Source organism: Chamaesiphon minutus PCC 6605, assembly GCF_000317145.1.
Lineage (GTDB): Bacteria > Cyanobacteriota > Cyanobacteriia > Cyanobacteriales > Chamaesiphonaceae > Chamaesiphon > Chamaesiphon minutus.
On the sequence record NC_019697.1, the window covers coordinates 133690 to 149653 of the forward strand.

The window sequence follows — 15964 nt, forward strand, 5'->3', positions numbered from 1 at the left end:
TGGTTCTCAAGCTAGTAAGGTATATTGACGCCTAACCACTAACCACTCACTCCATCGACTCCATACCTCATCAACGAGGGAATGGCTATACTCCAAGTTATCAATTAGTAAATTAAACTCAAACCCTTTCCCTTTTTGCCCTGAATTCACTAAATTTCGCTGCAAACTACCTTAACAATTATGTCTCAAACTATCCAGAGAACTCTGTGCATTGGCTTAGGCGGTACGGGACGCGATGTGTTGATGCAGATTCGGCGGCTGATAATCGATCGATATGGGAGGCTAGATGCTTTGCCAGTGGTGGGTTTCGTTCATATCGATGCGGATAAGGGGGCGAGTGATATTTCGGGTTTGAGTACGGGAAATAGTTATCGGGGTGAAAATATTTTGTTTACACCTGCCGAGCGTGTGATTGCGACGATGACTAGTCAGGAAATCGACCAATTGCTGGGTGGATTGGAGCAACAGGGTGAATTCGACCGTAAAAGTCCTTACGACCATATTAAATCCTGGTTGCCACCTCAACTAATTCGGAATGTAAAGGCGATCGAAGATGGTGCGGGTGGGATTCGCCCGGTGGGGCGGCTATCTTTCTTTCACAATTATCGCAAGATTAAAGCCGCGATCGAGACGGCTGAAAATCGCACTAGAGGGCACGAGCAAGCGATGCTAGGGCATGGATTTAGTGTCGAGCCAGGTTTGAACATTTTTGTAGTCGGCTCGTTATGTGGCGGCACTGGCAGCGGGATGTTTTTGGATGTGGCGTATGCGCTGCGCAAGGCTTACGGAGATATTGAGAATAAATTAGTCGGCTACTGGATAATTAGCCCGGAACTCTATGGCGATACGCCGAGCATGAATGCCAATGTCTATGCTGCACTGAAGGAATTAAATCATTATGCAGCTAGTAATACGCGGTTTGAAGCTTGTTACGACCCCCAGCAGCTCGTGAATATTAATGAGGATCGTCCGCCATTTGATTTTACTTACATCCTCTCCAATCGCACGGCGACAGATTATCGCATTCTGGATAAAAATAAGCTCTGTAATGTTGTCGCTCACAAAATTTTCCTCGACTTTGGCGATGAGTTGACTTCGGTAATTAAGAGTCAAAAAGACAATTTTCGGGATAAACTTACGCGCTTAGACAGTCATCCTCGGCGAAATATTCAACGCTATTTGACATTTGGATTGGCAAAAATCTATTCGCCCCAAGATCGGATTGGTAAAATGGCACTGACGAAAGTCAGTCAGCGATTGGTAAAATTTTGGCTTAAAGGGATCGGGCAAAGTCCAGATCCGGGGCTATTATTAAATCGCTTTTTATCGAAGTGGGGCGACTCGGATCTAGAGCGCGCATTCCCGTATCGGTTGCAAGGGATGGTGCTGGATAATGGCAAAACATTCGTGCAAGCTCTGAAGGCTTGGGGGACAAAAATAGAGCAAGAAATTGGGCTGGTGCAAAAACCGGACGATCGATCTCAACTACTATTACAATTACGCAGTGAAACTCGCGCCCAATTTCGGAAAGTTCAGCCGGGAGAAAGTGACGATATTCGCGGTGCGTGGTTGACTCGTATTCAAAAAACACAACCTCAACTTACCAATTCGATCGTTAATGAGATCGGGCAATTCTTTGGTGAGTTATTGACGCCATCGCATCCAGAATTTTCGCTCAATAGTGCGCGAGGTTGGCTCGAAGCGATCTTGACGCAGATTAATGATTATCAACGCGGTTTGGAAGATTATATTCAAACTAAAGATGGTTTAGCTACGCCCGAAGATCTCGATACTCAATGGCGAAGTGCCGAGCGAAGGCTGCAAGATCTGGAGGAAAAGAAAGGATTTTTGGGGGTATTAGATAATAACAAACAGAAAAATAAAGATTTTCAGGTAGAAGCAACTCAAATCGTTACGAATACGAAGAAGTTAATTCAGGAAAACTTCGATTATCAACTGCATAAATCAGCTTTAGTTATTGCGACAGAAGTTTCGAGCTTCATTCGAGCGCTAATTCAACAAGCTGGTACGCTGTCTCAATTATTAACATCTGTAGAGCGCAACTTTGAAAAGTGCGCCGAAGATCTAGAACGACTCAATACCGACGGTATCACGGGAGAAGCTTTATTCTCACCAGAGGATGCGAATACTTGCTATCTGGATTTCTTACCCGAACAAAATGAGAAAGCCATTCTCATCGATATTAGCGGTCAAATTCTCACCGATAAATTCATCTTTGTTGAGAAGTCATTATTATACTTCCTGGTACAAGTTACCGATGAAGAAAAGGTAGCAACTAGCTCGATTCGTTATCAAGTGCGATCGCCAGATGTAGACGATCGATCATTAGGCACTAATATTACAGCCACGATCGATAAGATCTTTGGCACTCAAGCAATCGGCTCGTTACAGCCAGTGATGGCGAGATTTCTCCAGAAATATCCGCTGGCTTCTGGTAATGCCGAACGACGAATGCGTCAAATTATTAGTGAAGCCCAACCCTTACTACCATTATTAGTCAGAGACGGACATTTTTATGAGGATGGTGGTAATAAGTCAGAGATAATTGCCTTCACCCGCACTGACGATCGATCGAGTCAACAACTGCAAGAATTACTAACCAGAAATGTCGGCATTGCCGAATCAACAATTAAATCCATTCAAAATAATAGCGAGATCGTCATTGTCAATGAGTATGCAGCTTTTCCCCTACGGTTGATTCAAGGAATCGATCGAATGCGCGAACACTACGATCGCGAATACTCGCAAAATCGATCGCGAATTCACAACGATTATCGGCAAGTTTTCTCAGAAATTATTCCACCTGATGCACGGCGGATGGAAGAGATGCAAGATGCTTTTTATGCTTGCTTAGCTTTTGGCATATTAACAGCACAAGATAACTGTTATCTCTATGAAATTGAGGATGAATTTGGTATTAGCAAAAACTCCATTCAACTAAGTTTAGTGTGGAGCGAAGCATTAGAACAGATCTCCAAAGCTGTTGGTATCGCTAATAGCCTCAACGCTCGTCGGAAAGATATTATTACTGAAATTCAAACCGATCCCAGTCAGTGGCAAGATCTATATTTACCCCGACTCAAAACCTTTATTCAGTATGTGGTGGGACTTCCCAGAGAACACCCCAACTACCCCGAAATTGGCATTGTTTGGGGTGAAGATATGACGATCGATCGAGCGGCTACTGAAGGGATTTTGAAACGGTTGTGGGGCTATTTGGACAAGTTAGCTAAAACAAATTTGGTTAATTCTAGTAAAACTCTCCAGGCTCAACGTCCCACGACTCAAGACCGAGAGTCTTCGCTGGGGGAAATCGATGCTGATATCATCGATCCTCGTGTTTGAGGGGGTGCTGCTAGCCCGTTTGAAAAGGCTGTATGCGAGATTGTTCGGAGGCGGAAATCTCACCCACCCCGCCCTACGGGCACCCCTCCCAGGAGGGGATTTACCCACCCTGCCCTAATTCCTTCACTTCGTGACGCTACGCGAACGGAAAGGCTGTGCCTACGGCAGGCTGCGCCAACGCCAACGGGTACCCTTCCCAGGAGGGGATTTTCTACACCAGCCCTCCGCTTTACAAGGGAGTAGGTAAAAAGCCCCCCCCTTATAAGGCTACCGTGTATACACAAGTCTGATTGACTTCGTTTCTAGATCTAAATCTCCCAAACCCCCTTAAAAAGGGGGCTAAGATCCGGTCAAAGTCCCCCTTGAAAAGGGGGATTTAGCGGCTCCCGTAACTCCTTTGGAGTGGCTGCGCCAACGTCGGGTTCCCCGACGGATTAGGGAGACAAGACAGGGGGATTTCTAGGGTTTTCGCTTCCCTCCAGACTTGTGTATACACGGTAGCCTTTATAAGGGGGGGTTGGGGGGGTAATACTACTCGAAACGTAGCAATTAGATTTTTAAAAACCGTCCGAACTAGATATCTACCATTAATTCGATCGATAACAAATGCAAATATTTACCTCAATCCCACTAGAAACTAAGCTAGCCATCTTAGTTGCAGTCATCTTACCTGCGATCGTGGTATTTTATTTACGGATTAGTCTCTACCAAAGACTTCAAGACCTAAATCAGAAAATCTCTCGCTTACTAATTAGCGGTGAAGCAGAAGGAATTCAGCCGGAGATCGTCAAGCGACTGCGAAGTCGATATCAGCAGGCAAGTCAAAAGTTAGAGCATGTGAATACGATCGCTTTAATCGATAGCGTTTATCAGGATGAAACAATTGCTTATGGTAAAGTTAAAATCGAGTACGATCGGTTAGACAATATCACCAAAGTATTACCTAACTTATTAATTGCTTTTGGGTTAATCGGGACTTTTTTTGGCATTACTAATAACTTAACTAATATCTCAGAGATCGTCACGGGCTTCAGTCAAAGTAACCCAGATATTAGTAAGTTAGTGCAAGGATTGCAATCGCCGTTGCAAGATATGGGGATTGCTTTTTCGACCAGTTTATTTGGATTATTATTCGGCTCGGCATTAACTATAATTAATACTGCTTACAATACCAATATTGCTAAATCCAAATTGATGGCTGGACTCGAAGATTATCTCGACAATATTTATAAGCCAACTGTCGAAGGCAATACGCGGCTGGATCTGGCGATCGAGCGGATGGTAAGGCAACAGCAAGAGTTTCTGACTAGATTTCATGAAAATGTCGGTGCGGCATTAGAAAGATCGTTTGGGAAAGCTGCTAGTCAAATTGCCGAAGAGTGTAGCAGAATAAATAAGATTGCCGAAAATGTCTATACAAATTTCTCAAATGCAGCGGGAACGATTTCTACAGGCGCGACTACCTTTCAACAAGCAGCCACATCGCTCGAACATCAGACTAAAACTCTCGCCGAATCGCTAACTGGATTTAAAACTGGTGCAGACACATTTAAACTAGCGGCAAACCAAATCGAACATAATAATATCGTCCAAAATCTCGATCGAGTATTAGCACAACTCCACACCAATCAACAAGCCTTTACTAATTCTACCCAAACTCTACAAACATCCCTCGTTGGCATTGGAGCCAGCAACCAAGTTGCCGCACAATTAGCACAACAAGTTTACCAAACCTGGCAAACTTCTACTACCCAAATTGCTACAGCATCTGAAACTATCGGCACTAGTGCTGCCATGTTTCAAAAATCGGCTACCGCACTGGAAACTCAAACACAGACGTTTTTAGATGCAATTCCCCAGCTTCAATCTGGAATCGAAAGCTTTGCCACAGCCGCAAATAAAGTCAAGACCAATAATATCATCAAACATCTCAATAGTTTAGTCGAAAATCTCGCCGTTACCCAATCAGCATTTACTAACTCGACTCAAACTTTGACAGATAGCGTCGCCGAAATTACGAGTAGCAATCAACAAACTAATGAAATTGCCGATCGAGTTTATCAAAGCTTAGAAAAAACTACCACAAGCATCCAATCGGGGGCAAATACCTTCGTTAATGCCGCTCAAATCGTCCGTGATAGTTCGATCGCTATCGAGCTAGCTAACGCCGCTGACAAATGGCAAAATGCCCAGACTGAGTTTGCGAATTCTACAGCAGTCTTCAGTCAAGCATCACAAAATATTCAGCCGATTGTCACCAGATTAGAACCAGCAATTGCCTCGATCGATCGAGCTATCAATACGATCGATCGCTTCGGCTCGGAAGTAGTCAATCTGAGTCAAAATACCGCCCAAATTTCGGAATCGACTCAGACTGCGATTGCTGGATTCGATCGCAATTATCAAAAAGTATTGCACAGTACCGACCTATCCATTCAAGAAATTAATATTATCAATCGAGCCAACTGGCAATCGCTAATAGATCTGTTAGAGCCAAAAATTCAAGCAGACAAAGAGTCTTTACGAAAATTACTAGCAGTAATTGATAAATTAGATCTAATCGTCTCAAATATTGGCATCGACAAAGCATAGCAACAGCGATCTATTCAGAATTCATTCAAAATATTATGTCTAGAAGATTAGTTAGATCTACCGATGAAGAGGAATTAAATATCTTTCAAGCATTTACCGATCTAATGTCCAATGCTTTTATGATTATGAGCTTTTTATTATTGATTAGTTTATTGCAGTCAATATCGATTGCTAAAAAACTCGAATCTGCATCCCCAATTATCATCGATGAAAAGTCTGGCAACTTCAAATTTCCGTCGGGAAGTGCCGAACTAACTCCAGACTTACAAAAATACATTCAAAATACCATCTTACCCGAAATCATCAAAGCCACAGCCAAAGGCAATATTGACTTTATCCAAATTATCGGTCACACCGATAGTCAGGGAGTTAGCAATGCTAGTAACCTAGATAATAAACTCACCGCAGCAGCTACTGGCACCGAACGAATTAATAATTTAAAAGCTGGTTCTAATACCGATCTAGGACTGATGAGGGCAGTAGCAGTAGTCCAGTTTTTAAATACCAAGGGATTGAATAAAGTTAGGTTTAGAGCTTATTCTGCTGGTCAATTATATCTACCTTCGGGCGAACTTGCCAAGATCGATCGCGATGCCGATGATACTAGACGCCGGATTGAAATTCGCTTTATTCCATATGGACAGAAGAAATAAGCACGGTTTGGTTTCGATCGATCCAAAATCTCCTAATTCCCATTACCAACGCCTCACTTAAAAGCCTTCGCATAAATCTTGTAATGCGATCGATCTCCATCGCGAAAATACTATTTCACCGTGGTGAATGGAGTCGGGTGGACAAGCAATTCGATACACAATCTTTTTGTTAGCATTGCGTATCTTTGCTGGATGAGACTCTATCAGCTTTTGGGTATTAAATGTATGGCGAAAACTTAAATTATCTGCTAAATTATTCATGCGATCGAGAAGATAAGCGATAGTACGGATTACTCATTGTAACAATTCAGCTATTATTCTTGGTATTACCCATTAGATAAAGTAGTGCCATCCTCACTGCTACGCCATTATTAACCTGCTCGGCAATCAAGCTCAAGTTCAGGTCGTCCATCAGATCTGAAGTAATTTCTACCCCGCGATTAGTCGGCCCTGGGTGAAGAACTTTGACATTGGGATGACATAATTTTAATCGATCGCGCGTGATGCCATAATGTTGGTGATATTCGCGCAAACTGGGTAACAAATGGTCTGTCATCCGCTCTTGTTGGAGCCGTAATGTCATCACAAAATCAGCATCTTGCAGCGCGGGTTCGACTTGCCAATGGACGAATAAATTAGAGTTTTCAATGTCAGTTCTTGGCTCCCGGCAATAGTCGGCAAATTCAGCCGGGAGTAATGTCGGCGGCGCAGCCAGATGAACTTGAGCACCGCTAGCTGTCAGACTCCAAATATTCGATCGAGCAACCCGCGAATGTAAAATGTCCCCCACGATCGCAATTTTCTTGTCTTTTAGTAATGCCAATCGCGGATCGACCGGATCGATCGTCGCACAAATTGTGAGTAAATCTAATAAGGCTTGCGAAGGATGTTCGTGCTGTCCGTCGCCAGCATTTAAGATCCCAACTTTCATCCCCATGGCATCGAGTTCGGTTGCGATCGCATGAGGTACGCCAGCTTGCTTGTGACGGATTACCATTAAGTCAGCACCCATGGCTAGATAGGTTTTGGCAGTATCGAGAATGGTTTCACCTTTAGTTAGCGAAGAAGTAGCGGCGGCAAAATTGAGCGTATCGGCAGAAAGGCGTTTGGCGGCTAATTCAAAACTACTGCGGGTACGCGTGGAGGATTCAAAAAACAGATTGGCAACTACCCGTCCTTGGAGAGTAGGTACTTTCTTGACGGGACGCGATAATACCTCCTTGAAGCTAGCTGCTGTCTGGAGGACGGTATCATACTCCGCTGGGGTAAAATCTGCTAATGATAGGATATGTCGGCGCGTCCAGGTCATTTTAGGGGATAGGGGATGATATTTCTTGAGGATCGGTAATGTTCGCTATCTAGATTTTAGACATTATTGGATAGAGACATCTGGATATAGTGAATCTGTCTGCCAAGTTAGAGGGTTATCGCGAATATACTGCTGAATCTTCTGTAATGCGGAATCATCTCGCACGATATGTTCGTAATAATTGCGTTGCCATAATCGTCGATCGAACGGTGTCCATCCTTGGTCTTTGACCCCACTAATATAAAGATCGGTAACAATTGATTTAAATGCACCAATTATTCTACCTAACGTCGGATGCTCGACCGAATTGGGTGAAATATAAATGATGCCATGAAAATGATTTGGCATCACTACAAATTCATCTAAAATAATAGCAGGAAATCTTTCAGGTAAAGCTAGCCATTCTTCTGATACCAACTTTCCGGCATCATTTAGTATCATTTCATGCTGTGAAATCGTCCCAAATAAACATTCCCGATTTTGGACGCAAATAGTCACAAAATAAACAGCCGATCGACTATAATCAAAACCTTTCAGGCGAATCGAGCGGCGATGATGTTTGTCAGGATCGTAGGGCATAAAATATTAGGACAATCGACATTGGTGCAGGGCGGGCACGAGGCACCGCCCCTACAGGTTATCGTTACCCCCCACAATCTGTAGGGGTGCCCCTTGTGGGTACCCTCATCAATTACAACATAGCACCGCTCGAGCGACCATTGGCACGAGCGACATCGATGCGGGGAGGGCACGAGGCACCGCCCCTACAGGTTATCGTTACCCCACCACAATCTGTAGGGGTGCCCCTTATGGGTACCCTCATCAATTACTCCTATAGATGCCAGACGTTGACGGAAAGGGTAATTAAGGATAGAAACAGAATAAACCCGATCGTGTCTAGTAGTGTCGTGACTAATGGCCCGCTGATCAGAGCTGGATCGACATTTACCTGCTTGAAGGCGATCGGTAGTAACGTGCCCAAAGTCACAGCCACGATCGAATTAGCAGCCATAACCGAACCTGCCACCAGTGCCACCCAGCGTTCGGCTGGCGGCGTCCAAATCAAGGCCAGCAGGATCATGGTCAATCCGAGTCCAAGTGCCGTTCCTAGCCCTGCTAGTAGCTCTTTGCCAAGAATTTTCAGCGTATCAGCAGCGGTGACTTCGCCGACACCGAGAGAGCGAATGGTAACGGTGAGAGCTTGGGTACCGACTGCGCCGCCAGTATTAGAAAATAGCGGCATAATTACAGCCAAGACGGGGATTTTAGCGATCGTGTCTTGGAAGGGTGCGATCGAACTAGAGGCACCGATGTATAGTGCCATAATGCCGAGCAACCAGGGGAGGCGATTTTGTAATTTGCTCCACGGCGAAGAGAGTGAAGAATCTTCGCCACTGGCGACCCCTGCCAGTTTTTGGATATCTTCGGTAGCTTCTTCTTGCAAGATATCAACGACATCATCGATCGTGATGATACCTACCAAGCGATCTTCGCGATCGACAACTGGTACTGCAATTAAGTCATACCGCTGCATTTGCCGCGCGACATCTTCTTGAGAAGTTTCGGTATAAACTTTGATTACTCGATCGCTACCGATATCTTGAATCGGCGTATCCGGCAATGTAAATACTAACTGCCGTAGCGATACTACTTGCATCAGTTTCCGACTATCGTCGGTGACATAAGCATAGTAGATCGTCTCTTTATCGCGATCGCTTTGTTTGATTTTGGCTAAAGCTTCGCCGACTGTCAAACCTTGCCGTAGCCGCACGTATTCTGTCGTCATTACCCGTCCGGCAGTGCCTTCGGGATAGCCGATAATTATGGCGGTAGCAGCACGTTCTTCGGGACTGAGTTGGGGGAGCAGGCGTTTGACGACACCTGCGGGTAGTTCGTCGAATAGGGCGACGCGATCGTCGGGACGCATAGCTTCAATAATTTGGCAAACTTGAGTATCGTGGAGAGCTTCGATCAACTCTTCTTGAATCTCCGTCGGCAGGTATTCAAAAACGGCAATGGCACAGCCCTTAGACAGCAATCGAAAAGCGATCGCGCGACGCTCTCCAGGCAATTCACTAATGTAATCGCCTACATCTACGGCTGGTAAATGGTTGAGTTCTGACTTGAGTTGATTTAAGTCAGTGATGTCGGATAGCTCGATCGAACCTTCTCGCGTCAGCATAAAACCTCCTAGCCTCCTCCTGCCTGGGAGACTAGCTCGTCAGATGTTAGAGAAGGTTGTTACATTAGAGCAGATGGACTGTAGTCCACAACGTGCATAGAAATTACTAATACCGATATTTTTAATGAAAACTTAAGATCGGTATCTCTATCGTATCGTTGGATGCACCCAGAGCGCAAGGTTCAACTTGTGGAAACAAAAAATTCTCTATTTTCGGCTCTCAATCTAGCGATCGTGACAGCAGAATGATTAAGATCGAGAAGTAAGTTCTGCTAAATAATCGCGATTTTCTCGGTCATGAGAGATTGCACCAATGACTAATGTCCCAACCGATCGAAGTTACCGCTCATCTCATCCTCCGCGATCTGTTGCGACATCAACCTGAGATCGTTAGTTGGAACCATCATCTGACAATGGCTCGCCTCGTCGCGCAAGCCTTGCGCCGCTCGACATCGGCACTAATTCAAACAGGTATCCCCACCCATCGCCAACAAGGCACATATCGCCTCAGCTATTTGATTCCCGCGCTGCTGTGGCATGGCTCGGTAACCATCGCCATTCCCACAGGCATTCGCCAGCAGTTATTCGAAAAAGAACTTCCCCAACTCCAACAATGGTTAGGTACTTCCAAACCAATCTATTGCGGCGATAATCCACCCCCGCCAGAATTTGCAGGTTTGTGGTTAACAGATCCACAATCTTGGTTGAATTTACAATTATTCGATCCCGATTCAGTTAATAGCCATCCGATCGCGATCGACGGTGCGGATGAATTAGAAAATTGGGCGCAAGCCTTACTCACGATCGAGCTAACTCCACAAGATTGGGACGATTTACGACTGAGCCAGCCGCCAGCAATTGAAGCGCAAATTATTTCACTCAGAATTAGCTGGCTCTCGGCTTTATGGCAACGCCCGCTCAATCCTTATAATTGTTATTTATTAGATGATGGCGATCGATTATCGATCGAATCGTTGAGTAAAATTCTCACGCCGAGCCTACCCCCAAAGTGGCAGCAATTTTATCGCGAATTAGCCAAACCCGATCGCTTAGTCTGGGCAAAACTCGATCGCACTCGTGGCACATTTGCATTGGCAATTACACCGATCGATCTAGTTGCCGAACTCACTCCCATCTGGCAGCGGCAACCATCAATTTTAATTGCCAGTGCAGTAGATCTAAACAATAAAGCGATTGGTTATCGCCAAGAATTAGGCTTAGGCGAAATGACCTCAGTTAAATTTCCACTCGATCGCCAAAACGATCTATTCAAGCTCTATATCCCGCGCTGGATGCCGATGCCTAATACCAGCAAATTTCAACCGATCTTAGTCGATGAAATTAAGCATTTACTACACTTAATTAATAGCCGTGCCAAATTCGTAGTTGTTCTCATCCAAGATACCCCGCTCAAAGCTCAATTAGCAGCCATTCTCGCGGCTGAATGGGGAAGTAGAGTCCAAGTAGAACGCACCGACCTCAATGCGTCAAATATCCTGATTTCTGGTTGGGAATTTTGGCAACATCATCAAGACGATTTACCGACACCCGAATTAATGATTATTGCGACGCTACCGATTCCCTCGCTGGAAGATCCGTTCGTTGCCGCGAAGGTCAGTTTTTATAAACAACAGAAACAAGATTGGTTTAGATTGTATTTATTGCCGACAGGTTTGCGAATTTTACATCGAGCGATCGCGCCAATGCGATCGTCTCAAGGTATAGTTGCAATCTTCGACAATCGGATCGACAGGCGTATTTACGGTCAACAAGTGTTAGCCTCTCTCAGTCCAAATCAGCGGATTAATTATCTCGATCTCAATTGGCTCGACTCGGCGTAGACAGGAAAAGGGATTGCAATTAAAATATTAACTTTAACTCTATCTGGTTGCTGTACCATCAGTTTTATTTAATTGGGAAGGTTGCGATTTTTTCCGTCATGTTATCACAAAAATTGTAACAATCTCGATGCCTTTCCAACAGGTAAATCTCCCGCGATCGAAATTCAAAATCCATCTCCTTCTACCTAAAACCTATCCTGCCATAGCAACTTGATAGATCTCACTAGGTGTCAGATGAGAATGGATGACGCGACCATCTTTGAACCAGACAATGCGTTTGGTTTGTTTGGCGACATCGGGTTCGTGAGTGACCATCACGATCGTAATTCCGGTTTCATTTAGTTGCGTAAAAATATCCATTACCTCTTGAGTCGTGCGCGAATCTAAGGCTCCTGTCGGCTCGTCAGCTAGCAAGACGCGCGGTTCGCCAACGATCGCCCGCGCGATCGCGACGCGTTGCTGTTGACCCCCAGAGAGTTGATTGGGACGATTTGCCATCCGATTACTCAACCCAACTTTTTCTAAAGCTACTACCGCGCGCTCTTTACGTTCGCTAGAATTTAAGCCGCCATAAATCATCGGCAGCATCACATTTTCGAGAGCGTTTAATTGCGGCAACAGATGAAATTGTTGAAAGATAAAACCAAGTTTGCGATTGCGAATTTTAGCTAATTCGGCATCGGGTACTGTCGATACATCTAATTTATCGAGATAGTAATGTCCGCTAGTCGGTTGATCGAGACAACCGATAACATTCATCGCTGAAGATTTCCCAGAACCAGACGGTCCCATGATCGCACAATATTCACCTTCGGCGATCGTCAAAGTTACATCGTCTAAGGCTTTTACTAAGGTATCTTCGATACCATAGGTTTTATAAATATTTTCTAGTCTAATAATAATTTGCCGATTGTCGTCGTTCATGGGGTTTAAGGGTAGATGGGTAATGGGTAATGGTTAATGGGTAATGGGTAGATGGGTAATGGGTAATGGGTAATGGGTAGATGGGTAATGGGTAAAATTGGAACTGCGTTCCAAAAAGATCCAGCCTCTACCCTCTACTTTCTAGCTTCGACCCCATGCCTAAAGCCTAAAGCCTAAAGCCTAAAGCCTCAGAAATGCTCGTGACTGATATCTGTGTAGACATGAACGTGACTGACTTGGGAGTGAGCATGTGGGTGTAAATGTGTCGATCGATCTACTGTCGATACTTCAATAACCTGCTCGTGCTTGTGTTTGTGGTGGAAATCGTGGTGATGAGGGTGGGTGTGCCAAATTTCGGCGTGAGTGTGGGCAAATCGATCGGGTGCGAGCGAGAAATGCACGACTGTGAGTAAGGCTAGTCCGATGAGACTACCATACAAAAAAGTGCGATCGCCAAAGGTAGTACCCAGCCAGCCAGCCAAGGGATAAGCCCCCGCCCACCACAGATGACTCCAGGCAAAATGCGCGCCGTATACCCGCCCTTGCAAATCTGTCGGCGTGCGATCGGCGATTAAGGTTTGCATCGATAGATTAATCAGGCTCTGGCCGCAGCCCGCGATCGCCCATAATAAGATCAGTGGAGCCAGTTCGACATTATCGGCACCCAGCAAAGCAACGTTAATCAGGATGCCACCGCCTAATAAGGTGAGAATTTTCGATCGATATTGAGGCAAAATTCCGATTGCGATCGTGCCTAGAGTTGCCCCCAAACCGAAGCCCATCATTACCCAGCCATATGCTACTGCTGTGTGGCCGAGTTTACCTTGCACGTAGTTGACGGTATTTACCAAGATCTGCGCGCCTGCGATCGAAGCCACTAATTGCAACAGCAAACCATACCGAATTGGTGCATCCGTCCATAGTCTCAGTGTACCCACTTGAATATCCGATCGGATCTGTCGGATCGAGCAGTTTCCTGCTGCTGCCGCATCCGTCCGTAAATTTTCTGGCAAAGTCCCGATGAGAATTGCTGCAATAATAAAGCTCAAACCATCCCATAAAAATAAATCTCTAGCACCGATAAATAATGCCAAAATGCCAGCAATTCCGGGGCCAAATACACCAAGAATTTGGTAAGTCATACTAGATAACGCGATCGCTTGCGGGTAATCGCTAGCATCGGTTACTAACGGAATTGTCGCTTGATATGTGGGGCTGAAAAAGGCATTAAAAATATTTAAACCCAGTACTAATGCGTAAATTTGCCAGATACTATTCACGAATGGTAATAGACAAACTAGGAGCATTCGTCCCAAATGAGTAATTATCAAAATCGGCTTGCGATCGACTCGATCGGCTACCACACCCGCAACTGGAGAAAGTAAGGTAAAAGCAGTCACCCGCAGCGTCAAGGCACCTGCGAGGACGATTGGGGCAGCTTTATCCGCCAGTTCAAACGCGAGTAATGCCAATCCCAACCAAGTCAACGCATCACCCAACAAACTAATTGTTTGAGCCAGATAAAGTTGTCTAAAAATGGGATTGCGAAGGCTGGTACCAAAGCTAATTTTCTTCATTAACTCAGATGAATTACTAGCGATTTACAGTTTAGACACTATTAATATAGTAATCTATTCGCGCTGTTATTATCGCTCGACTAATTGTTAAACATCTACAAGTGCAGATACCGGACTTCTCGAAGAAGTCGGCTATCTAGCAGTAATAGTGAAAATGGCTACGAGCGTAAAAATGATTTAGACGCTTCGCAGAGCCTCGATCGGATCTAGTTTTGCCGCTTGACGAGCGGGGACGACACCAAAGAATAAACCGATACCACCAGAGACGCTGACAGCGAGGATAATTGCCGATGGCGAAATCGCGGCTGTTTTGAGCGGGCTAAAATTGCGAACTAAAATAATCCCGCCGATACCGATTAATGTACCGATAATTCCACCAAGAACAGATAGAATGATGGCTTCGATCGTAAATTGAGTCAGGATATCATTTTGAGTCGCGCCGATCGCTTTCCGCAAGCCGATTTCTTGAGTGCGTTCGGTAACTGATACGAGCATGATATTCATGACGCCAATGCCACCAACAATCAGCGAAATTCCGGCGATCGCGGCTAGTAATAATGTGAGCGCGCCCGTAATTGTCGAGACGATCGTCAGGGCATCTTTTTGGTTGCGAACGGTAAAATCATCTTCGCCGACGATCTTATGTCTGCGCCGTAATAAATTGGTAATTTGAAATTCGGCAGCATCCATACTAGCACTATCTTTGGCCGATACCGAAATCAATGATACTCGCAATCCAAATGGCGAAGTTCGACCAATAATTCGCTTACTCATAGTGGTAATTGGCACAAAAATAGCATCATCTTGATTACTGCCAAACGATGAACCTTTAGCCTCCATTAAACCGACTACTTCAAAGCTCAAATTATTAATCCGAATCTGTTTGCCCAATGGATTCATATTACCAAACAATCGCTGGGCAATGTCCGTCCCTACCATCGCAACTTGTTTGTCTTCTTTGACATCTTGTGCCGTCACAAATCGTCCTCGATCGACGGCAAAATTCCGCACGGATGGAAACTCACTAGTAGTACCTTGGATAATAGAAGTAGTCGTAATATTTTGGTAACTAACGACCGAAGAATTTTGGAGAACTGGCGCGACACCAGCAACAGATGGCACTTGACGGGCGATCGCGCGAGCATCGCTCAATACTAGTGTCGGTGGTACCCCACCACTGCGAATATTTTGAGCTTTGGGCGAGCCAGGTAAAATAAATAAGGTATTTGGCCCCAGATTTTTAAATTGATCGGTGGCGAGGGTTTGCGTACCCTCACCGATACCGATCATCCCAATTACCGAAGCATTACCAATAATAATTCCGAGCATCGTCAAACCGCTCCGTAGCTTGTTAGCTACGAGCGTTTGAGTAGCCATCTTAAAGCTTTCAAAGATATTCATCTTTTAGGGAATAGTGGATAGTGGATAGTGGATAGTTGATAGTGGATAGTTGATAGTTGATAGTTGATAGTTGATATCAAATGTTGTTAATGATCGATTGTCAATCATCGATTATCAAT

11 protein-coding genes are annotated in these 15964 nt (G+C 44.9%); 4 read left to right on the top strand and 7 right to left on the bottom strand.

Going from position 1 to position 15964, the window contains the following annotated elements; translation table 11 throughout:
• Nucleotides 1-180 precede the first annotated feature (180 nt).
• The 3 genes from CHA6605_RS00705 to CHA6605_RS00715 all read left to right on the top strand — a co-directional run bounded on the left by CHA6605_RS00705 (nucleotide 181) and on the right by CHA6605_RS00715 (nucleotide 6611).
• Complete coding sequence (locus CHA6605_RS00705) at nucleotides 181-3366, top strand: tubulin-like doman-containing protein (protein ID WP_015157631.1); 3186 nt, start codon at nucleotides 181-183, stop codon at nucleotides 3364-3366.
• 606 nt (nucleotides 3367-3972) lie between these two features.
• Entirely contained in the window at nucleotides 3973-5958 is a 1986-nt protein-coding gene (locus tag CHA6605_RS31105; protein WP_015157632.1) for a methyl-accepting chemotaxis protein, read from the top strand.
• Nucleotides 5959-5993: 35 nt separating this feature from the next.
• Nucleotides 5994-6611, top strand: coding sequence for an OmpA family protein (locus CHA6605_RS00715; RefSeq protein WP_015157633.1), 618 nt, complete (start codon nucleotides 5994-5996; stop codon nucleotides 6609-6611).
• A gap of 57 nt (nucleotides 6612-6668) precedes the next feature.
• Here the strand turns inward: CHA6605_RS00715 and CHA6605_RS00720 are convergent, their stop codons facing one another.
• From CHA6605_RS00720 to mgtE, 4 genes are all read right to left on the bottom strand, one after another.
• Entirely contained in the window at nucleotides 6669-6872 is a 204-nt protein-coding gene (locus CHA6605_RS00720; protein ID WP_015157634.1) for a hypothetical protein, read from the bottom strand.
• Between the two features lie 46 nt (nucleotides 6873-6918).
• Nucleotides 6919-7920, bottom strand: coding sequence for an aspartate carbamoyltransferase catalytic subunit (locus CHA6605_RS00725; protein WP_015157635.1), 1002 nt, complete (start codon nucleotides 7918-7920; stop codon nucleotides 6919-6921).
• 63 nt (nucleotides 7921-7983) lie between these two features.
• Entirely contained in the window at nucleotides 7984-8499 is a 516-nt protein-coding gene (locus CHA6605_RS00730) for a transposase (RefSeq protein WP_015157636.1), read from the bottom strand.
• Nucleotides 8500-8752: 253 nt separating this feature from the next.
• Nucleotides 8753-10102 (bottom strand): magnesium transporter, encoded by a 1350-nt coding sequence (mgtE, locus tag CHA6605_RS00735; RefSeq protein WP_015157637.1) that lies wholly within the window; start codon nucleotides 10100-10102, stop codon nucleotides 8753-8755.
• A 320-nt stretch (nucleotides 10103-10422) separates the two neighbouring features.
• Between mgtE and CHA6605_RS00740 the strand changes: the two genes are divergently transcribed.
• A complete protein-coding gene (locus CHA6605_RS00740) occupies nucleotides 10423-11943 on the top strand; it encodes an ATP-dependent DNA helicase (protein ID WP_015157638.1) in 1521 nt (506 codons plus the stop codon).
• Between the two features lie 192 nt (nucleotides 11944-12135).
• On the opposite strand, the gene CHA6605_RS00745 is transcribed toward CHA6605_RS00740, so the two are convergent.
• The 3 genes from CHA6605_RS00745 to CHA6605_RS00755 form a co-directional block, all read right to left on the bottom strand.
• Nucleotides 12136-12867 carry an ABC transporter ATP-binding protein gene (locus tag CHA6605_RS00745; protein WP_015157639.1) on the bottom strand — a complete coding sequence of 244 codons (732 nt, stop codon included), beginning with the start codon at nucleotides 12865-12867 and terminating at the stop codon, nucleotides 12136-12138.
• A gap of 188 nt (nucleotides 12868-13055) precedes the next feature.
• Nucleotides 13056-14444: an MFS transporter gene (locus CHA6605_RS00750; protein ID WP_015157640.1), complete on the bottom strand. Its 1389-nt coding sequence runs from the start codon at nucleotides 14442-14444 to the stop codon at nucleotides 13056-13058.
• A 177-nt stretch (nucleotides 14445-14621) separates the two neighbouring features.
• Nucleotides 14622-15845, bottom strand: a complete 1224-nt coding sequence (locus tag CHA6605_RS00755; RefSeq protein ID WP_015157641.1) for an ABC transporter permease — start codon at nucleotides 15843-15845, stop codon at nucleotides 14622-14624.
• Nucleotides 15846-15964 lie beyond the last annotated feature (119 nt).

What these genes read in the sequence shown, in the direction of transcription:
- CHA6605_RS00705 (WP_015157631.1), top strand. Translation starts at nt 181, where the DNA reads ATGTCTCAAACTATCCAGAGAACTCTGTGCATTGGCTTAGGCGGTACG.
- CHA6605_RS31105 (WP_015157632.1), top strand. Translation starts at nt 3,973, where the DNA reads ATGCAAATATTTACCTCAATCCCACTAGAAACTAAGCTAGCCATCTTA.
- CHA6605_RS00715 (WP_015157633.1), top strand. Translation starts at nt 5,994, where the DNA reads ATGTCTAGAAGATTAGTTAGATCTACCGATGAAGAGGAATTAAATATC.
- CHA6605_RS00720 (WP_015157634.1), bottom strand. Translation starts at nt 6,872, where the DNA reads ATGAATAATTTAGCAGATAATTTAAGTTTTCGCCATACATTTAATACC.
- CHA6605_RS00725 (WP_015157635.1), bottom strand. Translation starts at nt 7,920, where the DNA reads ATGACCTGGACGCGCCGACATATCCTATCATTAGCAGATTTTACCCCA.
- CHA6605_RS00730 (WP_015157636.1), bottom strand. Translation starts at nt 8,499, where the DNA reads ATGCCCTACGATCCTGACAAACATCATCGCCGCTCGATTCGCCTGAAA.
- mgtE (WP_015157637.1), bottom strand. Translation starts at nt 10,102, where the DNA reads ATGCTGACGCGAGAAGGTTCGATCGAGCTATCCGACATCACTGACTTA.
- CHA6605_RS00740 (WP_015157638.1), top strand. Translation starts at nt 10,423, where the DNA reads ATGTCCCAACCGATCGAAGTTACCGCTCATCTCATCCTCCGCGATCTG.
- CHA6605_RS00745 (WP_015157639.1), bottom strand. Translation starts at nt 12,867, where the DNA reads ATGAACGACGACAATCGGCAAATTATTATTAGACTAGAAAATATTTAT.
- CHA6605_RS00750 (WP_015157640.1), bottom strand. Translation starts at nt 14,444, where the DNA reads ATGAAGAAAATTAGCTTTGGTACCAGCCTTCGCAATCCCATTTTTAGA.
- CHA6605_RS00755 (WP_015157641.1), bottom strand. Translation starts at nt 15,845, where the DNA reads ATGAATATCTTTGAAAGCTTTAAGATGGCTACTCAAACGCTCGTAGCT.